Source organism: Methylophaga sp. (assembly GCF_048266885.1).
In the GTDB taxonomy this organism is placed as follows: Bacteria; Pseudomonadota; Gammaproteobacteria; order Nitrosococcales; family Methylophagaceae; genus Methylophaga.
The window spans coordinates 14,915-35,197 of record NZ_JBLWYR010000001.1 but is presented as its reverse complement, the minus strand read 5'-3'; the positions used below and the strand labels follow the sequence as shown (position 1 = coordinate 35,197).

The 20,283-nt window shown below is 44.9% G+C and carries 22 protein-coding genes; 16 read left to right on the top strand and 6 right to left on the bottom strand.

Features of this window, described 5'->3' with window-relative positions:
* Positions 1-2: 2 nt before the first annotated feature.
* The 4 genes from doeA to ACN0V2_RS00180 all read right to left on the bottom strand — a co-directional run bounded on the left by doeA (position 3) and on the right by ACN0V2_RS00180 (position 4,719).
* Entirely contained in the window at positions 3-1,262 is a 1,260-nt protein-coding gene (doeA, locus tag ACN0V2_RS00195; protein WP_417548773.1) for an ectoine hydrolase, read from the bottom strand.
* Entirely contained in the window at positions 1,259-2,539 is a 1,281-nt protein-coding gene (locus ACN0V2_RS00190) for an aspartate aminotransferase family protein (RefSeq protein WP_417548772.1), read from the bottom strand. The genes doeA and ACN0V2_RS00190 overlap by 4 nt, the downstream gene beginning before the upstream one ends.
* A 34-nt stretch (positions 2,540-2,573) precedes the next feature.
* Positions 2,574-3,752: a N(2)-acetyl-L-2,4-diaminobutanoate deacetylase DoeB2 gene (doeB2, locus tag ACN0V2_RS00185; protein ID WP_417548771.1), complete on the bottom strand. Its 1,179-nt coding sequence runs from the start codon at positions 3,750-3,752 to the stop codon at positions 2,574-2,576.
* A 226-nt stretch (positions 3,753-3,978) separates the two neighbouring features.
* Positions 3,979-4,719, bottom strand: coding sequence for a ferredoxin--NADP reductase (locus ACN0V2_RS00180; protein ID WP_417548770.1), 741 nt, complete (start codon positions 4,717-4,719; stop codon positions 3,979-3,981).
* Between the two features lie 270 nt (positions 4,720-4,989).
* On the opposite strand from ACN0V2_RS00180, the gene ACN0V2_RS00175 reads away from it, so the two are divergent.
* From ACN0V2_RS00175 to ACN0V2_RS00140, 8 genes are all read left to right on the top strand, one after another.
* Positions 4,990-5,631, top strand: a complete 642-nt coding sequence (locus tag ACN0V2_RS00175) for a 2OG-Fe(II) oxygenase (protein WP_417548769.1) — start codon at positions 4,990-4,992, stop codon at positions 5,629-5,631.
* A 3-nt stretch (positions 5,632-5,634) separates the two neighbouring features.
* Positions 5,635-6,003, top strand: coding sequence for a YidH family protein (locus tag ACN0V2_RS00170; RefSeq protein ID WP_417548768.1), 369 nt, complete (start codon positions 5,635-5,637; stop codon positions 6,001-6,003).
* Between the two features lie 9 nt (positions 6,004-6,012).
* Entirely contained in the window at positions 6,013-6,345 is a 333-nt protein-coding gene (locus ACN0V2_RS00165) for an SMR family transporter (protein ID WP_417548955.1), read from the top strand.
* A 75-nt stretch (positions 6,346-6,420) separates the two neighbouring features.
* Positions 6,421-8,679: a lipopolysaccharide kinase InaA family protein gene (locus tag ACN0V2_RS00160; protein ID WP_417548767.1), complete on the top strand. Its 2,259-nt coding sequence runs from the start codon at positions 6,421-6,423 to the stop codon at positions 8,677-8,679.
* A gap of 75 nt (positions 8,680-8,754) precedes the next feature.
* The gene (locus ACN0V2_RS00155) at positions 8,755-9,000 is read left to right on the top strand and encodes a DUF6868 family protein (protein ID WP_417548766.1); all 246 of its coding nucleotides are present in this window, start codon (positions 8,755-8,757) and stop codon (positions 8,998-9,000) included.
* Positions 9,001-9,097: 97 nt separating this feature from the next.
* Positions 9,098-9,511: a nucleoside diphosphate kinase regulator gene (rnk, locus tag ACN0V2_RS00150; RefSeq protein ID WP_417548765.1), complete on the top strand. Its 414-nt coding sequence runs from the start codon at positions 9,098-9,100 to the stop codon at positions 9,509-9,511.
* Between the two features lie 26 nt (positions 9,512-9,537).
* A complete protein-coding gene (locus ACN0V2_RS00145; protein WP_417548764.1) occupies positions 9,538-10,584 on the top strand; it encodes an META domain-containing protein in 1,047 nt (348 codons plus the stop codon).
* 2 nt (positions 10,585-10,586) lie between these two features.
* Positions 10,587-10,817, top strand: coding sequence for a DUF2007 domain-containing protein (locus tag ACN0V2_RS00140; protein ID WP_417548763.1), 231 nt, complete (start codon positions 10,587-10,589; stop codon positions 10,815-10,817).
* On the opposite strand, the gene ribF is transcribed toward ACN0V2_RS00140, so the two are convergent.
* The gene (ribF, locus tag ACN0V2_RS00135; RefSeq protein ID WP_417548762.1) at positions 10,818-11,750 is read right to left on the bottom strand and encodes a bifunctional riboflavin kinase/FAD synthetase; all 933 of its coding nucleotides are present in this window, start codon (positions 11,748-11,750) and stop codon (positions 10,818-10,820) included. It abuts the gene before it with no gap.
* A 124-nt stretch (positions 11,751-11,874) separates the two neighbouring features.
* Here ribF and ACN0V2_RS00130 point away from each other — a divergent pair, with 124 nt between their 5' ends.
* From ACN0V2_RS00130 to folE2, 5 genes are read left to right on the top strand one after another with little or no spacing between them, the layout of a single operon-like run.
* Positions 11,875-12,120, top strand: a complete 246-nt coding sequence (locus ACN0V2_RS00130; RefSeq protein ID WP_417548761.1) for an exodeoxyribonuclease VII small subunit — start codon at positions 11,875-11,877, stop codon at positions 12,118-12,120.
* Positions 12,121-12,146: 26 nt separating this feature from the next.
* Entirely contained in the window at positions 12,147-13,013 is an 867-nt protein-coding gene (ispA, locus tag ACN0V2_RS00125; protein WP_417548954.1) for a (2E,6E)-farnesyl diphosphate synthase, read from the top strand.
* Positions 13,013-14,845, top strand: coding sequence for a 1-deoxy-D-xylulose-5-phosphate synthase (gene dxs, locus ACN0V2_RS00120; RefSeq protein ID WP_417548760.1), 1,833 nt, complete (start codon positions 13,013-13,015; stop codon positions 14,843-14,845). The genes ispA and dxs overlap by 1 nt, the downstream gene beginning before the upstream one ends.
* A 47-nt stretch (positions 14,846-14,892) precedes the next feature.
* The gene (queD, locus tag ACN0V2_RS00115) at positions 14,893-15,273 is read left to right on the top strand and encodes a 6-carboxytetrahydropterin synthase QueD (RefSeq protein ID WP_417548759.1); all 381 of its coding nucleotides are present in this window, start codon (positions 14,893-14,895) and stop codon (positions 15,271-15,273) included.
* Between the two features lie 8 nt (positions 15,274-15,281).
* Positions 15,282-16,091: a GTP cyclohydrolase FolE2 gene (folE2, locus tag ACN0V2_RS00110; protein ID WP_417548758.1), complete on the top strand. Its 810-nt coding sequence runs from the start codon at positions 15,282-15,284 to the stop codon at positions 16,089-16,091.
* A 48-nt stretch (positions 16,092-16,139) separates the two neighbouring features.
* Here the strand turns inward: folE2 and ACN0V2_RS00105 are convergent, their stop codons facing one another.
* Entirely contained in the window at positions 16,140-16,784 is a 645-nt protein-coding gene (locus ACN0V2_RS00105; RefSeq protein ID WP_417548757.1) for a TIGR02281 family clan AA aspartic protease, read from the bottom strand.
* A gap of 38 nt (positions 16,785-16,822) precedes the next feature.
* Between ACN0V2_RS00105 and mobA the strand changes: the two genes are divergently transcribed.
* The 3 genes from mobA to ttcA are packed head-to-tail and all read left to right on the top strand — an operon-like array spanning position 16,823 to position 20,056.
* Positions 16,823-17,938: a molybdenum cofactor guanylyltransferase MobA gene (gene mobA, locus ACN0V2_RS00100; protein ID WP_417548756.1), complete on the top strand. Its 1,116-nt coding sequence runs from the start codon at positions 16,823-16,825 to the stop codon at positions 17,936-17,938.
* Positions 17,931-19,190, top strand: coding sequence for a bifunctional molybdopterin-guanine dinucleotide biosynthesis adaptor protein MobB/molybdopterin molybdotransferase MoeA (locus tag ACN0V2_RS00095; protein ID WP_417548755.1), 1,260 nt, complete (start codon positions 17,931-17,933; stop codon positions 19,188-19,190). The genes mobA and ACN0V2_RS00095 overlap by 8 nt, the downstream gene beginning before the upstream one ends.
* Positions 19,190-20,056, top strand: coding sequence for a tRNA 2-thiocytidine(32) synthetase TtcA (gene ttcA, locus ACN0V2_RS00090; RefSeq protein ID WP_417548754.1), 867 nt, complete (start codon positions 19,190-19,192; stop codon positions 20,054-20,056). The genes ACN0V2_RS00095 and ttcA overlap by 1 nt, the downstream gene beginning before the upstream one ends.
* The last annotated feature ends 227 nt before the right edge of the window (positions 20,057-20,283 follow it).

Sequence of the window (20,283 nt, the reverse complement as noted above, 5' to 3'; positions counted from 1 at the left end):
AATTAACTAGCGGATTTCTGCGATCTCTCTATTTGTTTATCAGCTTTCGCTTCACTTTTTGGATTTTTATCAACAGAGATGAGCTTTTGTTTGCCCTGATCGGCTTTCACCACAAAATCCCTATCCATGGTGAAAAAGGATTCGCAGCCATCGTCAGTGATATGAATAGTGTCAGAAATCCCGCAGGTTTTATCACCATCAACACCCCACATCCACGGAATAATATGAAACGTCATGCCGGGCTTGAGTACAGCGGATTCACCTTGCTTGAGACTGACGATATAACCTTCATCCCAGCTGGGTGGAAAAGCGATACCAATTGAATAACCAGACCGTGTTACCAGCCGTGCACCAATATCGTTTTTGGTAATGATATTGCGGATCATATTATCGGCATCCGACACGGTCATTCCTGGCTGGAAATTGTTATGCACCGCATCCAAGGCCATTTTCATAATTTCCTGAGCCTTGTACATCGATGGACTAAGCTTTCCTAGAACTACAGTACGCATCATGGCCGTGTGATAACGCCGATAACAGCCGCCAACTTCCAGAAATACGTGTTCACCAGGTTGTACAATCCGTCCCTCCCAGGTGGCATGGCCAATCATGGTCCGTGGGCCGGAAGTCACATACGGCATAACAGCGGGCGGTTCACCACCAGCGCGAAACATCGCTGCACTGATCGCGGCGCCGATTTCATTCTCAGTGGCATCCGCCTGAACGGCATCAATACCAGCTTGCATACCCGCTTCAGTAGCTCTGGCAGCATTTTGCATCAAGGCAATTTCCATCGGTGACTTGCAGACACGACCTTCCTCAACGATGCCAAAACAATCCAGCAATTTACCGTCGGTCAACGTGTTATGAATGCAATCCTGATGATATGCCGGGAAGAAATAACTATTTCTTTCATAACCAATACGCTTTTTGTCCAAACCAAATTCACGTAGTGCATCAACCAGCATCTGAATGGCATCACCGGTATCAGGATAAGGCCGGGTAATCTCTACCCAGGTACGATGAATCACATTGGATTCTTCCAGTTTACGGGTGATCATGAACGGTTCAGCTTCCAGAGGTACCACCAGCGCCTGAAAGAATGAGTAACCGGTGGTCTGATAATCCGTCAGATACATAATATTTTCCGGGTCAGAAATCACCACGGCGTCCATATGGCGTTCTTCAATACGTTCCCGCAACTCGCTTAATCGTCGTTCGTATTCTTCAAACGGAAAAGTCATATCATCACGATGTCTCATGCGGCTTCCTCCATTTGCATGACTTTATCAGTCACCTCAACCAGAATATCTAAACCCTGTTGCAGATCAGCTTTTGGGGTGGTTAATGGTGGAATCAATTTGACCACTCGTCCACCAGTGCCACAGCTGGCAATCATCAAACCGGCATCAAAACACTGATTCACGATGGCTTTAGCTCTGTCACCGTTACCAACATCCAGCCCCAGAATCATGCCTTTACCAGTGATATTCACATCCGCATGCCGAGTAGATAATGGTGCCAGTGCCTCAGCCATTATTTGACCATTGGCTTTGACTTCATTCATCAACTCATCATCATCAAAATAAGTCAGTGCCTGATCACCAGCGACAAAGGAAATATCCTGGCCTCTGAACGTACCAGTATGCTCACCAGGCGACCAGTGTTCATCGAGTTCCGGTTTCACCAGATTCATCGCCATCGGGGTACCCATGCCACCAATACCTTTGGCAAGACAGATAATGTCTGGATCAATACCCAAGTCATCAAAACTGAAAAATGAACCGGTACGACCAACGCCGACCTGGATATCATCGACGATAAGTAATGCGCCCACTTGTTTAGCTAATTTCTCTAGCGCTTGCAACCACTCTTTAGAAGCGACCTTAACGCCGCCCTCAGCCTGAATGGTTTCCAACAAAAATGCTGCTGGCGGGGCAATCCCACTGGAGCTGTCCTGATAGATTGCCGTTAATTGCTCAATGCTGTTCATACCACAGCCTAAATCACAACCGGGACAGACTTCTTCACAGCCAAAAGCAAAATGCTTTACGTGATTGAGCGGCACGCCGGCCGCATTACGAAAATATTGATTGGCCGTTGCACTTAAAGCGCCCAAAGTCATGCCATGAAACCCATGACTGAAAGCCACGATATCCTGGCGACCGGTGACGCGTCTGGCCAGTTTCATTGCGGCTTCAACTGCATTGGTGCCCGTTGGCCCCATAAATTGCATTTTATGCGGCATATTGCGGGGTTTGAGGATGGTATCGGTGAAGTGCTGCATAAACTGCCGCTTCGCAGTGGTATGCATATCGAGGCTGTGCGTTACACCATTGGATTGAATGTAATCGACTACCGCTTTAGTCATACGTTGATTATTGTGACCGAAATTCAACACGCCGGCCCCAGCAAAGAAATCAATATATTCCTTGCCATTTTCATCGGTCTGTCTTGCATTTAGTGCCGTATCAAACACCACCGGATATACCCGACAATAGGCGCGAATTGCAGACTCTCTTTCTTCAAATATACTCATTAAATACTCCTCTTGAACACGTCACTGGGACGATTTAGGGCAGTTCCTCCGGAACAGGGACGCCTACTCCAACCAGGCGCGAAAATAATCGTGTGACCGCCGGTATCAGGCGATCGTTAAAGTCGTAATAAGGGCTGTGACATGGCACTTGGTGCTCGGGTCCATCATCACTGCCAATCAAAGCAAAGGCACCGGGAATATGTTGCAGGTAATAACTGAAATCTTCGGAGGCCATAATCGGTGTCGAAGTGACAAAATCCAATGAGTCAGCACCATTGATGTCCTGCCATAACCGGCGCATGTTTGTGGCCTGTACCGAATGATTAATTGTTGCGTCATAGCGTGGCAACACCTCAACTTCAGCAACAACGCCATAACTTGCCGCAGTTTGCTGACTGATCTCAGTGATCAGTCGATAAATTTCATCACGGGTTTTTCTGTCTGGAACACGGATACTGCCGCCGAGAACCGCATTCTGAGGGATAACGGTAGGCCCACTTGGTGCTTCAATAGAAGTCACACTGATCACTGCAGCTTGTTGTGGAGCCAGTCTACGACTGATGATTTGTTGCAGATTTAAGGTAATCGCACTGGCCGCTAACACTGGGTCACGGCACAGTTCCGGCTGGCTGGCATGACCGCCTTGTCCGTGTAGGGTGATTTTAAAAGTGCCGTTACCACACATCACCAAGGCATCAGGACACAACATTTGACCGAAAGGTATCGCGGGCCAATTATGCCAACCATAAATTTCGGCCACACCATCAAGCGCCCCATGCTTAATCATTTCTCTCGCGCCATGACCTCCTTCTTCGGCTGGCTGGAAAATCAGGCTGACCGGGCCGGTTAACTGAGCTTCGTGATATTTGAGCCATTTGGCCACTGCTAATAAAGTTGCGGTGTGACCATCATGGCCACAGGCATGCATGCAGCCTTCATTCATTGAACTCCAGGCTTTTAATGTGGCTTCGTGAATAGGCAATGCATCCATATCACCGCGCAGAGCAATATGTGCTGCTGCAGTGCCATGAGGGTTAAGTATGCCTACCGTGCCGGTTCCGGCGCAGCTGCGCCAGGTGATATTCAGTGAGCTGAGAATTTCACGTACGCGCTGAGCGGTGCGATGTTCCTGCCACCCCATCTCGGGATGGGCATGAAATTCATGACGTATTGTTTCAGCTGTGGTGATGGTGTCCTGCCAGACATCTGACATGAGCCCTCCCCTGTTTTGGACCGAGAAACAAAATTGTTTGGTGATCCGTTTTAAAACGTAGTTAGTTCACAATGTGACTTTTCAGTGCAATTTGCAATGTGCTTTAGTTGTTTTGCTGGATATTTATCTCACGTTGAATGATGAGCAATTGCTATGCCATTTGTGACCCATCAATCATTGGATGGTTCAAATTGCTTACTTTAACGGTATCAAGCAGCCTTAGTGTCTACCAGTATTTTTCGATACTTATATGTCCTGGCTCGCGGCGGCTATGTTTTTTTAGACCTCGTTTTAACAGCACATTCATCGTGTCATTGACCATATCAGGATTTCCACACAACATTACATGGCTGTCAGCATCAATGGGACCACCAGCACGAAGCTCTAGCTTGTTATCTATTATCGCTGCCGGAATTCGCCCAGAAATCGCATAATCACAAGGCTCCCGACTTACCATAGGAATATAACTGAACTGATGGGCATGGTGCTCGGCGATATTTCGTATGGTTTGCTGATAGGTCAATTCCTCACTGTATCGCACGGAATGAACCAGTGTTATGCGTTCAAACTGCTGCCAAATTTCAGCGGTTTTAATAATGGATAAAAAAGGTCCGATTCCCGTACCGGTTGCCAGTAAAAATAATTTTTTGGCTGGAGGTAATTGCTTCAACGTTAATAACCCAGACGCCTTGGGAGCAATCTTAATGGTGTCTCCGAGCTTAAGATTAGCCAGTTTTGTAGATAACAAACCACCAGGTACTTCGATAAAGTAAAAATCCAGTGGTTGTTCACCCGGTGTATTGACCAGCGAGAATGGTCGGCTGATCTCTTCGCCATCAATATCCAGTGCCAAACGGGTAAACTGACCGGCCTCAAACGGTTCGATTGCTGCATCAACTCTTAGCGAATGCAAGGTACTTGTCCATTGTTTGTTTTCCACGACGATGCCTTCATTCCACTTTGTCATTTCTCTCTCCTGGATAGCTCACGTGACGGTTGCTTTTGACAATGACCATATCAACAACTGATGGGTTGCAGCAAAACTGATCTTAACTTCGTCAGTTTATATGCGTTATTGATGCGAACACATAAAAACGGATAAATACTGACTCAACATCTTCATGAGTTAAAAAAGTATCATGGCAATAATATGGCTTGCAGTCTGATTGGCTGATCATTTTGTATTATCATATGACCCTAGTCGCGTTCATTTCTTTAGCTTTATCGAGAACATCTCATGAATTCTGTGCTTGATATGCAGGCCTTAAAGGCCGCTCCCGTCAATACCATTCCGTTTCCTTTCTTTAAAGTGGAACGATCGATCCGTCCAGATGTGCTGGATCGTGTTATCGGTGATTTTCCAAACATTGATGATGGCGGTAGTTTTAATGTGGATGATGTGCCGGTTAATCCCGATTTTAAAGCCTTCTTAGATTCCATCGACAGTCCTGAATTCAGACAGCTTATTTGTGAAAAATTTGATGTGAAAGTGATGGATCTGCCGATGATGATGACTTTACGCGGTTACTCCAGACAGAAAGATGGACGTATTCATACTGATTCAAAAACCAAGCTTGTAACCATTTTGATTTATTTGAATGAAAGCTGGGATGCAGTTTCTGGAAGACTCCGCATTTTGAATAACGCAACTGATATGGAAGACTACGTAGACGAAATCAGTCCTGGACCCGGTTCATTAGTCGCATTTAAAGTCACTGACAATTGCTGGCATGGCTATCCGAGTTATGAAGGAACTCGTCGGTCTATTCAGATCAATTTCCTAACCAGTGAAGCTGCTGGTAACAAACATCGTTTTTTCCACAAGCTTAGCGCTACCATGAAAAGCTGGTTGAGAAAACGCAAAGTGAAGGTTGCTTAATAGATGTCTTACCTTCAAGATCCACGTGTTTTATTTGCTGCTGAACGAACTTTGCTAGCATGGAATCGGACTGGCTTGACCTTTATTATGTTCGGATTTTTAATTGAACGTTCAGGCTTATTAATAGAAATATTAGCAAACGGTCAGCAGCATCTGAATACCACCATGACATTTGTCATCGGTTTAGCGTTTATCCTATTAGGTAGCTTTACAACGATTTATGCGGCCCGACAATTTCAACGTGTGTTAAAAACCCTAGGAGAATCAGAATTTCCCGAAGGTTATAGGACGCAATGGGGCGTCATTGTGAGTTTAATTGTTGCTTTACTGGGTAGTTTGTTAGCTATCAGCTTGTTTCTTACCTACAATTGAGTCCTCATGATGTCTAAATGGTTACTGTTAAGTCTTGCTATCATCGCTGAAGTTTTTGGTACCAGCTTCCTTAAATCTTCTGAGGGCTTTACAAAATTGTGGCCATCGGTGGCGGTTATCGTTGGTTACCTCGTTGCCTTTTATTTTTTATCGTTGTCATTGAAGGTCATTCCCGTTGGTATCGCTTATGCCATCTGGGCAGGGGTTGGCGTGGTCTTAATTGCTTTAATAGGCTGGATTGTATTTAGTCAAAAACTCGATATACCAGCCATCATTGGTATTTCAATGATCTTAGGTGGCGTCATAGTGTTGAATGTATTTTCTAGCAGCATAACGCACTAGAACCAACCTTAACTTAAATCATTTCTTTTGCTTCAAATTAGCCTATCGTAGGGCATTACAAATTTCGGAATTTTTATGAGCTTGTCGGACACCACGCAAAACAAGATTGAGAATGGACCATTGATGGACGCTAATTCATTGGGTGGTGCATTGCGATATGTATTTGCTGGCCGATTGGCATTACCCGATGGTCATTTGCCCGAAGCAAAACATTTGGTTCCTGAAGATTTTGTCGGTGTTGGTGTGACTACCTCCGATGATCCCGCAGTGGATGATTACATCCTGCAACAACTTCATGAACTGAAAATTAAACAAGTTCGACTTGACTATACTTATGGTGACGAGGGTGGCCCGGTAACACGTTTACTGGAACGCTTATTGACCACAGAGATTAAAGTCTTACTGCATTTAGTACAGCCATTTACTGAAGCTCAGCAGATGAAAACCGGTAGTGCCCAACTCCGCTGGCGTGAGTTTGTACAAACGGCAGCCAGTCGCTTTGGTGCACGCGTCAGTGCGATTGAAGTAGGTTCTACCAGTAATCGACGCCGCTGGGCCGGATATGACACCGAGAGTTTTTATAACACCTGGCGCATTGCCTATGAAGAAATTAAATCGCGTCATATCAAATTAGCAGGACCGAATATCTCCGACTTTGAACCACTGCATAATATTGCGGTGTTGACACGTCTGCGTCGTGATAATCAATTACCCGATATTCATACTAATAATTTATTTAGCGAGCGTGTGACCGAACCAGAGCGATTTGATCATCGAATTTTCGGCACCAAATTAGCGATGCGGTTGAAAGTTAATTTGGTCAAAAAAGCACGGATACTGAAAAAAATTACCCAAGATTTTGGGGTTAAAGAATTTATTTCTCCCGCCGCTTTCTGGACCCTACCGCGAATCCACCGTGTGTTGGTCAATGGTGAAGAAAAACAAGCCGATTATCTGAGTCGCTATCTGACATTACTGGCCGCTTCAGGAGCTATGCAACAGGCTTATTGGGGACCATTTATCTGCCATCGTGAAGGTTTGATTGATGATGGCTATGAGACCTATCCTGAGCTTGAACGAATTACCCATTATCGTTCAGTGCTTGGACAACGTCAGGATTTCCGGTTACGCCCAGCATTTTATGCGATGCAGAACTTTATCCGCTTAATTCCTGGCAGTTTATACGAAGGTCCTTTGGCTACAGCTGAAGCGATTGAAGTTCATGCCTTTCGTAGTAAAAATAAGTTAATTCATGTGTTATGGACCGCCAATGGTCAGGCAATGCCAATGCACGCTTTGTATGCTCCAACACAATTGGACACTGTGGAAGTGATCACACGTGATGGACAGATTGCCGATGAGCAGCCTGAATTTGTTACCGAAACACCGGTCTTTCTGTGCTGGCCCGCTAGTGCCAAAATCGAATTGAAAGCCAGTCCAAATGCTCGTGAAAGAGTGTCTATATATCGGCACGCACCGGGTAAAAACCTATATGAATTTGAACAAGATGGTTGGAAAGGTTTGTTGATTGCCGAGAATGCAGAGCAAGCCGCTGAATTAAAACAGAAACTGCATCCAGCTTATTTACCCAAAGCGACTGAAGCCAACACCTTACGCAAAGCGCGCAATATTATTTGGCGGATAGATGACTTGTTGGACAAAACAGTTGTCATCAAAAAACCACTGCGTATGCCACCACATAAATTATTGTTGGATAGGTTGAAACCTTGTAAATCCAGACGCAGTTGGAATGCGGCAGCAGAATTACTTCGCCGAGGTATTCCCACTGGATTGCCTATCGCCTATTTTGAACGCACAGGTGATAAGACCTTAACCGAAAATTATTATCTCTGTGATTTGGTTGATCATGATTTCTCTGCCCGAGAAATTCTCACTGCTTTTAATGACGGCGCCACCGAATATCAAGGTGTCGGTGAAGACGACTTGTATCAACAACTCAGTCATTTCCTTTTGGATTTACATGGACGTGGTGTGTTTTTCCGGGATCTGGCAGGTGGAAACATCCTGATCAAAAAGCAAGCTGATGGAAAATTAGAATTCACTCTAATTGATATCAATCGAGCGCGCTTTTTTAATCGATATCTGTCACTACCTGAACGTCTATCGGATTTAACTAGAATTTGTAATAAACTGCATTGGGCTGGTCGGGAAAAATTGGTTGGCCACTATCTACAACGTACCAAACATAAATTGCCATTTAACTTCCGTTGTCGACTGCCCTTTTATCTTTATGATTTTAAAGTTAAATTCAAGCGCCGCTATGGGCGCAAGGCGATTAAACGCCTTATCAGCAAACTACGAGGCAACCGTTAGAAGCCAGTGACTTTTATTCCGTATCCACTGAGCGTAAATTAGGGTTTATTGATCTTCCATAAAGGAGAGCCCGCAATGACGCTGGAGACGATTACCTTTGTTTATGGCTGGGCGACTGCACTCAACTATCTGGTATTGATAATGTGGTTTATGAGCTTTGCTTTGGCCAATAACAAAATTTACCAGTTGCACAGTCGTTGGTTCACTCTGAGCCAAGAGCATTTTTCGCAATTGCACTACTTCGGAATGATGCTTTATAAGTTAGCCATATTTTTGTTTTTACTGGCACCTTATATTGGTTTGAAATTTGTGCCATCATAGGACTTCCTGTTTTATTCCCACTATGACCCAAAAATGATGCTGTCAACTTTTGACGGTAGTTTTTGTGCGTCTTTAAATTTGTTGAATGGAGTTTATTGTGAATACGCAACCTGACATTATTATTTCTGAGCTCGATTACACGCGTATCGAAAGCTTGTTGCAGGCTTCTGCTGGGATACCAGCTATGATTAAAGCTGCATTAGAAACTGAACTGGAGCGCGCTGAACTGGTTGCACCGGAAAAGATGCCAGCGAATGTGGTGACAATGAATTCGCAGGTGAAATTTTCTGTTATCTCTAGTGGGGTAACTTTTACGCTGAAATTGGTCTATCCAAAAGATATGGATAATTCTGGTAACACCATTTCCATTTTAGCGCCCGTCGGTAGTGCGATGCTGGGCTTAAAAGAGGGCGATGAAATCAATTGGCCTGATGGTAATGCTGGTATGTTACAGGTCAGAATTGAAGCCATAGAATATCAGCCGGAGCGCGCAGGTGAATTTCACCGATAACTCCGGAACTAAAGCCGGAGTTCGATATGTTTAAAAAATGGTTAATCTTATTGTTGGTTTTATTGTTCAGTGCTTGTAGCACTGAACAATCTGACGAGCGGCGCTTGATTATCGAGGATTTCCCAGTCAGCTACAGTGGCACCCTGCCCTGTGCTGACTGTCCTGGCATTGATTATCGCCTCAATTTGTTTGCGGATAATAGCTATTATCTCCAGTTGCATTATCAAGACTCAGGCGATAATTCGACGGTTTATCAACTTGGCCAATGGCAGCAACATACTGGTCAGCTCAGACTGATATCTGATCATCCTCAACAAACGGCGTTTCAGATAGAGAAAGATGGCAATATCCGCTTGCTGGATCAGGAATACGTCGTGATTAATAGTTCTCTGAACTATGAGTTACAGAGAGATAGTGAATTTAAGGCTATTTATCCGGCTATGCAGTTTCACGGTATGTACAGCTATATGGCCGATAGTGGTGTTTTCATTGAATGTCTTACGGGTCAACGTTGGTTTGTCGCGCAGGAGGCAGATAACGCCGCGCTCGAATCACTTTATCTGGAATATGCCGAAGAGGCTAATCAACCTCTATTACTAGAAGCAACCGGCTATGTTGAGCCGCGAGCCAATAGTGATACTGGCGTGATGCAGTCAAGCTTGATTGTCACCAAAGCCGATGATATTTGGCCAGGAGAAACATGTGGCCAACTAGGCTACAACGAAAACTTACTCAACACCTACTGGAAACTGACTAGGCTGAATGATGAGCCTGTAGAAGTTTACGAACAACAAAGAGAACCATCTCTGGTATTGGCTAATGAAGAAAACCGACTGTCTGGTTCAGATGGCTGTAATCGGATTATGGGTGGATTTCAGCTCAGAGAAGACAAGCTTAAATTCAATCGTATCGCCAGTACCATGATGGCATGTCCACAAGGTATGGAAACAGCCCAAGCATTACATTTTATGTTGGAAAAAGTGCGTTACTGGACAATTGAAGGTCAACATCTTGAATTAGCCGATGTCGATGGAAATGTGATGGCTAGATTCGAAGCTGTGCATCTGCAATAGTCATGCAGTTAATTTTTCGTGCATCTAATATTCTTGAAGCGCACATCCTAGCGGGCTTGCTGGACGCACATGGCTTAGCAACACATGTTGGCGGACATTATTTACAAGGCGCGGTAGGCGATTTACCTGCCAGTGATGTTGCCCATGTTTTTGTCAATGATGAAGATGTCGAAGCAGCAAAAAAGCTCGTCACAGATTATGAAAATGGCAAGTTTTCCAACGCCGAAGTGTAATTATTCGGCAAAATAGTTTTTAGCCTGAGCAGAATCAATATGTATCTGGGCAATCAGTTGATCTAAATCAGCAAATTTTTGTTCATCGCGCAGTTTTTTTAGAAAAAACACCTGCACGTGCTCTCCATAGATATCACGTTCGAAATCAAATAGATGAACTTCCAGTAAGGCTTTGTCGCTACCTGCTATAGTCGGTCTAACACCAATATTGGCGACGCCATTTACTGGCTCTTCATCAATTCCATACAGTTGCACGGCATAGACACCATTTAAGGGTACTTTAGCCCGATGTAAATGAATATTAGCTGTTGGATAACCCATTCTGCGGCCGCGTTTGTCACCATGCGCCACTCGTCCACTCATTCGATACGGTCGACCTAACAGTTTTTCCGCCACCACTAAATCACCATCCTGTAAAGCTTCACGGATGCGGGTACTGCTTACGCGCATCTCCTCAATGGCAAAAGTGTGCATGTTTACCACTTGAAATCCATGCTGTTTGCCCACTTTTTGCAGTAAGGCAAAGTCACCATGACGATCTTTGCCAAAGCGAAAATCATCACCAACCACCAAATAGCGCACATTCAAACCTTCAACCAATAACTTTTGAATAAAAGTTTCAGCCCGCATCTCGGCGAGCTGGCGATTGAAACGTAACACGCAGAGTTTTTGAATCGAATAAGCGCGCAATGCTTCTACTTTTTCACGAAACCGCGATAATCTGGCAGGGGCTTTTTCCGGGACAAAATATTCATAAGGCTGAGGTTCAAAGGTGATCACCACAGCTGGCAAATTAAGCATATCGGCTTTCATCGCCAATTGAGTCAGCACAGCCTGATGTCCAAGATGGACGCCATCAAAGTTACCAATTGTCGCCACACATCCTTGTGCAGGATCAGGCAAATTGTATAAGCCGCGGATAATTTTCGGCATGAACAGTTCAGTGTTAGAAGAAAACGCAACAGACTAACGGGAAATTAGCAAACATTCCAGCAGGCACGTGAGCTTCGATTAACTTATAATGTGCCGTTAACGCGAGATTTGTACAGAGGCCGATATGGTGGCAAAACGCAAAAAACTGGATTATGAAGCAGCAGTCAGTGAACTTGAATCGCTGGTAGAGCGTTTAGAACAGGGTGATATCAGCCTTGAAGAATCGTTAAAACTGTATGAACGCGGCGTATTACTGACTCGCGATTGTCAGGAAGCTTTGCAAGCAGCTGAACAAAAAGTACAAATGTTATTAAAGCAATCTGGCCAGTCAGATTTAGTGGATTTTGACCCGGATTCCGAGGCATCGTGACACAAACGTTTTCGCTTTCTGACTGGATGCCCTCGCACCAGCAACGCATAAGTTTAGCCCTGCAACAACGGTTACCCTCCACCCGCGATGGCTCGGCAGCAAAATTAAACGAAGCCATGCACTACGCAACATTAAATGGTGGAAAGCGTTTGCGTGCGATGTTGGTTTACGCGGCGGGAGATGCTTTTGATGCGGATCCAGATGCACTTGATTCAGCTGCTTGCGCAGTTGAAATGATCCATGCTTATTCTTTGGTGCATGATGATATGCCCATGATGGATGATGATGATCTGCGTCGTGGCAAACCCACTTGTCATAAGGCCTACGATGAAGCGACTGCATTATTAGTTGGTGATGCATTACAAAGTCTGGCATTTGAATGTTTATGTGATAACAATTTGCCAGCCGCTCAGCAAATCGCCATGGTCAAGTGCTTGGCAAATGCTTCTGGTGCTATGGGCATGGCCGGTGGACAAGCCATTGATCTCGCCTCAGTTGGTAAACAACTGAACCAGTCAGAACTCGAAGCCATGCATTTATTAAAAACTGGAGCCTTAATCAAATCCAGCGTGGCGCTTGGTGTTTATTGCAGCTCAAAATACACGACAGCAAATTTAAAGCACCTTGATGATTATGCAATGGCTATCGGTCTGGCATTTCAGGTGCAAGATGATGTGTTGGATGTGATTGCTGATACTGCTACATTGGGTAAACAACAAGGCGCTGACATTGCTCGTAACAAACCAACCTACCCAGCCTTAATGGGACTCGAAGCCGCCCAGAAAAAGGCACAATCGTTAGTTGCTGATGCATTGGCAGCGCTGGATAATATCGAAAATCAATGTTTAGCACTGCGGGCACTGGCAACGTTTGTCGTGCAACGGAATTTTTAATGACCAATAACATGACAAGCCTACTCGCAGAAATCGATTCCCCTGAGCAATTACGCAAACTGGATCGCAAACAGCTGGATCAATTAGCGACTGAGATCCGCGAACTCATTATCGACAAGATTCAACAGACAGGCGGTCATATTTCTTCTAACTTGGGTGTGGTCGAGCTGACGTTGGCTCTGCACTACGTATTTAATACACCTGAAGACCGTCTGGTATGGGATGTTGGACATCAAAGTTATGCCCATAAAATCTTAACCGGACGTCGCGATCAACTGCATACCATGCGTCAACCCGGTGGGCTTTCCGGTTTCCCCAAACGCAGTGAAAGTGAATATGACAGCTTTGGTGTCGGGCATTCGAGCACTTCTATCAGTGCCGCTTTAGGCATGGCAATTGCTGCTCGTGCCAGTGGCGAATCCAGGCGATCAGTAGCCATTATCGGTGATGGGGCTCTCACTGCAGGTCAGGCTTATGAAGCTCTGGCGCATGCCGGTGACCTGGGTACCGATTTGCTGGTTGTGTTGAATGATAATGAAATGTCGATCTCTAAAAATGTCGGCGGTATGGCCAATTATTTAGCCCGACTACTTTCAGGACGTTTTTACCGTTCTGCCCGTGAAAGCAGTAAGAAAATGTTGGAAAAAATTCCGCCTGCCTGGGAATTTGCAAGGCGCACTGAAGAACATGTCAAAGGCATGATGGTGCCAGGTACTCTATTTGAGGAAATGGGTTTCAACTATATCGGTCCGATTGATGGGCATGATCTGGACACATTGATCACCACATTGAGTAACTTGCGCAACAGCAAAGGCGCGCAATTTCTACATATTGTCACCAAAAAAGGCAAGGGTTTTGAGCCTGCAGAACAACAACCCTGTAAATATCATGGCGTTAGCCCCGCCAATAGCAAAAAATCGGGCCCGACCTTTACCCAGGTGTTCAGCCAATGGCTATGTGATATGGGTGCTGCATCTGAAGATCTGATCGCCATTACACCTGCAATGTGTGAAGGCTCTGGTCTGAATGCCTTTGCTGAACGTTTTCCTGATCGCTATTTTGACGTTGGTATTGCCGAACAACATGCTGTAACACTGGCCGCAGGTATGGCTTGTGAAGGCAAAAAACCTGTTGTCGCTATCTATTCGACATTTCTGCAACGAGCGTACGATCAATTAATCCATGATGTCGCCTTGCAAAATCTTCCCGTTTTATTTGCTATTGACCGGGCTGGGCTGGTCGGAGCCGATGGCGCCACGCATGCAGGAAGTTTTGATTTAAGTTATCTGCGTTGTATTCCCAATATGATGATCATGACGCCGAGTGATGAGAATGAATGTCGACAAATGTTGACCACCGGATATCATCATAACGGCCCTGCTGCAGTGCGATATCCTCGCGGTTGTGGCAACGGTACGGCTATCGAACCGCAACTGGATAGCTTGCCCGTTTGTAAGGCTCAGACCTGCCGTACTGGTCAAAAAACAGCCATCCTGGCATTTGGTACCTTATTGCACGCCGCGCTAGAGGCAGCTGAACAAGTAGATGCCACAGTCGTTAACATGCGCTTTGTCAAACCCTTAGATACTACCTTGTTGGATGAGATTGCTAAGAGTCATGAACTTATCATTACCATAGAAGAAAATGCTGTAATGGGCGGGGCTGGTAGTGCGGTTAATGAGTATTATCAGCAACAAGGGTTAAAGACGAATTTGCGGATGATGGGACTACCAGATCATTTTATCGATCATGGCGATCACGGCCAAATGCTCAGTGCTTGTGGCCTGGATGCAAGTGGTATTATCGATTCCATCAATCGTTATTTTGCGTAATAATGGCCTGTTCGATAGGCTAATTCCTGAGTATAATAGTCAACATTATGAGCGCCACCTATACATTAAAAATTCTGGCTGATTTTGCCTCTGCACATACCCTGCGGGATTACCCTGGGGATTGTCGGCGGATGCATGGTCATAACTGGAAACTTGAAGTCGAAGTCATTGCCAATGCACTGAATCAGCACGGTATGGGCATGGACTTTAAAACCATTAAAACGGCGACTCGTGAATTAGCCAAAACACTGGATCACCGATATTTGAATGATATCCCTCCGTTTGATGAGATTAATCCGACGGCCGAAAATATCGCCCAGTTTTTTTATCAGCGCCTTAGCAATACGCTAAACACCGACACCGCCAAAGTTTCTGGTGTAACGGTATGGGAAACCGACCGTGCCTGTGTCAAATATAGTGAGGACTAACCCGAATCATGACTGACCAAAACAAGCCTGTAGCAGCAGCAGAAATCGAAGACGTACAGAACATTAAAGACAAACGTCATATCGCGATTGATAAAGTCGGCATTAAAGATATTCGCCATCCGGTAGTGGTCAGTGACCGCACCACCGGCGAACAACACACTGTCGCCAACTTCAATATGTATGTGAATCTGCCGCACCAGTTCAAAGGCACGCACATGTCGCGTTTTGTTGAGATCCTCAATCAACATGAGCGCGAAATCACCGTTAAATCGTTTCACACCATGTTAGGTGAAATGACTGAACGTCTGGATGCTGAATCAGGCTATATCGAAATGAGCTTCCCTTATTTTGTGAATAAAGAAGCGCCAATTTCAAAAGTCCGCAGCCTGATGGATTATCAAGTGAGCTTTATCGGTGAAATCGTTGGCAAGAAAACCAGCATGACCGTTAAAGTCATTGTGCCGGTTACCAGCTTGTGCCCATGCTCAAAAAACATCTCTGACTACGGCGCGCACAATCAACGCTCACATGTGACCCTGACAGTTAAAACTGACAGCTTTATCTGGATTGAAGATTTAATTGATTTGGTAGAAGACGAAGCTTCTTGCCAGATTTATGGCTTGCTGAAACGCCCAGATGAAAAATATGTCACCGAACATGCGTATGACAATCCAAAATTTGTAGAAGATATGGTGCGCGATGTGGCGGCACGTTTGAATGCTGATGATCGTATTAAAGCCTACACCGTTGAATCAGAAAACTTTGAATCAATTCATAACCATTCCGCGTATGCGTTGATTAGCAAAGGTTTTGATTAATAATCAGCTACCTTCAGAAAAGCCCGGTAAGCCCGGGCTTTTTTATGTTTAAAACTTACGGCGTAAATCTAGCCGTTCCCCTTTGCGTTCCATATCAAAGGAATTGAGAAAGCTCATTCCAAGCAAAGCGCGTTGTGGTTCGGGCCCATCAATGACCACCGCGGCTACATTCTCCAATGAAATATCACCGAGTTGTACAGAATCCAGTTGAATACTGTAAGCCAGTTCAACTCCCGAGGCTGTTCGAACACCAATTTGAGTGGCGTCCAGATAATTTAGCCCTAAACGTTTAGCGGTTTCACCGTTTACAGCAATAACAGAGGCCCCAGTATCCACCATAAAATCTACTGTGAAGCCATTGACCGAGCCACTTGCCAAGTACATTCCATTGGTCGGCCAGATACTCACGATTGGCATTTCAGCGGGTGCAGAATATACCCCGCCTACTCGATTATTTAATTCAAAAACACCACGTTGACCGCCAATATCCAATATCGCCTGGTTACTGTTTGCGCTGATTAAGGTCACCCCTTCAGGTGTCCGTTGACCAACAGATAAAAAATGTTGTGTTTGATTGATTTCCAGCACAGCATGATCGCGGTACAGTCCCATGATCAGAATCTGTAAATCCTCAGACCAAGCGTTTATCGGAATAAACAGTATAATGAGCACAGAAATCGTGAATCTACGCATTGTATCTACTCAACAAAAAGCCGTTAACTGCATATAGCATGACTGAATTATCCTACCCTACCGTTACCGGTGTCATCCTCGCCGGTGGCGAAGCGCGCCGTATGGGCGGTAATGACAAAGGTCTGATAACATTCACAAATCAGCCGCTGGTTGCTCATGTAATTGATCATCTTGCACCTCAAGTTGAGCAGTTAGTGATCAATGCCAACCGTAATATAGAGCGTTATCAACAATTTGGCTATCCTGTTATAAGTGATTCGCTTTCCGGTTTTCAGGGACCACTTGCAGGTATGCTGGCCGGTATGCAGGCTGCAAAAACCGATTATATTTTGACCGCCCCCTGTGACAGTCCAGCCCCCAGTGCAAAACTTCGACAACGTATGCTGGAAAGCCTGTTGCGTTCAGGCAAAAAAATTGCTGTCGCCACTGACGGTAAGCGTATTCAACCAGTATTTGCATTAATAGACTGTGACCTGGCAAACGATTTAGAACAATATCTCGCTATGGGTGAACGAAAGATTGATCGTTGGTTTGCTCAACACCCGATGATTGAAGTGGACTTTGCCGATGAGTTAGAGAGTTTTAAGAATTTTAACCATCCTGAAGATCTTCTCACACCCAGCCTCAAAACCTCAGTTCCGATGTTAGGTATTGCTGCATATAGTGGCACCGGCAAAACCACTCTACTCACTCAGTTGCTTCCCAATCTGCGCAAATCTGGTTTAAACATCGCTGTGGTGAAACATGCACATCATTTGTTTGATATTGATCAGCCTGGCAAAGACAGTTACCGTATTCGTGAAGCTGGGGCCAATCAGGTAATCGTCGCCTCGCGAAGGTTACTGGCTTTGATGCAAACCAGTGATGATTTTCAAACGGAACCATTATTAGCAGACTGCTTAGCACGACTGGATATGCATTCGCTTGACTTGATTTTGGTAGAAGGTTTTAAACACGAGGCGATACCAAAACTGGAGCTACATCGAACCAATATTGGTAAGCCACTGCTCTATCCAGACGATCCCAATATTATTGCCATTGCTACTGATACAGTATTAGCTCAAGCACCTTCGATACTCGTGTTGAACTTAAATGATTTAGACACCATCCTGCAGTTTATCCATACCTTTATTCGGCAACACAATCATGACTGAATTTACTCCTCAACCAAGCTGTGCCACACCTGAACCTGTTACTACTTTACGGGTGGATGAGGCTAGACAGCGTATCTTGCAACAAATCAATGCGATAGAGAGTTGGCGTAAAGTGGCGTTGCGTGATGCACTGGGACAAGTTCTGCATGAAGATGTAATTTCCCCATTATCCGTACCCCCCCATGCGAATTCAGCAATGGATGGTTATGCCTTGCGTGGTGAAGATTTAAAAAATGACGCCACTCCCTTAAAACTGATTGGCAGTGCCTTTGCCGGTCGGCCTTTTGCTAAATCAGTCAACACCGGCGAATGTGTAAGAATTATGACCGGTGCGATGATGCCAGAGGGTTGTGACACAGTTATCATGCAGGAACAGGCTGAAGTCAGTAATGACTGCATCATTTTGCATGGTGAGCATCATTCTGGTGAAAATGTTCGGCTCGCTGGCGAAGATATTCAGACAGGTGCTGTAGTGCTAACTGCAGGGCATCGAATAATTCCCGCCGATTTAGGACTACTCGCTTCGTTAGGCCTAGCGGAACTAAAGGTTCGTCGACGCATTCGAGTGGCTTTTTTCTCTACGGGGGATGAATTAAAGTCGCTTGGTGAAAGCTTAAATCCTGGCGATATCTATGACAGTAATCGATACACACTATTTGGCATGTTAAAACGTCTTAATGCTGAAATCATTGATATGGGGGTGGTCACGGATTCTCCAGAGGCGTTACGCCAAGCATTGTTGCAAGCCGCAAAGGAAGCCGATGTAGTCATCACTTCTGGCGGTGTTTCTGTCGGTGAAGCCGATTACGTAAAGCAATTACTTGATGAATTAGGCCAAGTACATTTTTGGAAAATTGCGATGAAGCCTGGTAGACCACTCGCCTATGGAAAAATCGCAGATACACCTTTTTTCGGTCTGCCCGGTAACCCTGTTTCAGTGATGGTGACTTTCTATCAATTTGTGCAACCGGCTTTACATAAGCTTGCCGGAGCTAATTATCAACCACCGCTATTATTGCAAGCGATTGCAGCTGAAAACATCCGTAAACGTCCCGGCCGTTTCGAATTTCAGCGAGGATTATTACGCAGCAATTCTGCCAATCAATTGGAAGTTACCATGACTGGCGAACAAGGCTCAGGCATTTTGCATTCCATGAGCCGTGCCAATTGTTTTATTTTATTGGAGGAAGATTGTGACGGTGTGGCTGCCGGTCAATCTGTCACCGTACAACCCTTCGCAGGTCTGATCTAATGTCTGAAACTCAATTAAAACAACAACACGAATTTAACAAATTGCACAAACGCCTGCGCCGCCAGGTCGGACAGGCAATTGCCGATTACGACATGATTCAGGATGGCGACAAAGTCATGGTTTGTCTGTCAGGCGGTAAAGACAGCTACACCATGCTGGATATTTTGTTAAATTTACGTGATCACGCTCCGATTGATTTTGAATTAATTGCAGTCAATCTGGATCAAAAACAACCCGGATTTCCGGAGCATGTATTGCCAGAGTATCTCAGTAAAATCGGGGTGCCATTCCATATTATCGAAAAAGATACCTACAGCATCGTTAAGGAAGTCGTTCCCGAGGGCAAAACTACCTGCGGGATTTGCTCAAGACTACGTCGGGGTTCCTTATATGGTTATGCCCGCCAACATGGCATCACCAAAATCGCTTTAGGTCATCATCGTGATGACATTATTGAAACACTATTTTTAAATATGTTTTATGGCGGCAAGACTAAAGCCATGCCACCCAAACTATTGAGTGATGATAAAACCAATATTGTGATTCGCCCATTGTGCTATGCCAAAGAATCGGATATCACACGCTATGCTGAAGCTAAAGCCTTTCCGATCATTCCGTGTAATTTATGCGGCTCGCAGGAAAACCTGCAACGTCAGGTAATTAAAGAAATGCTGCATACCTGGGAAAAACAACACCCTGGCCGTGTCGAAAATATTTTTCGCAGTATCCAGAACGTAGCACCATCCCAACTGGCCGATCAGCAACTATTTGATTTTAAGGGACTTGAACAATTACGCCTTGAACCAACGGGTGATGAAGATTCTGCCTTTGATGAGCAAATCATTCCTGCATTAGCACGAGTGTAATTTCTTAATACCAGCAAAATAAGTTATGCACTTTCCGTTGGATTGTTACAGTGCTCTTACAACATACTTCGCTAAGTCATTGAATGCACACAAAACAAACATAAGCCATTGATTTTAAATTAGTTTTAAAGGTGCTTATTTTTTAACCATTTAGTGCAGCTGTGTTAAAGAATAATGACTTAGCGATTTTCAACAATGTTAACCACAGACTTATCCACAGAAATTGT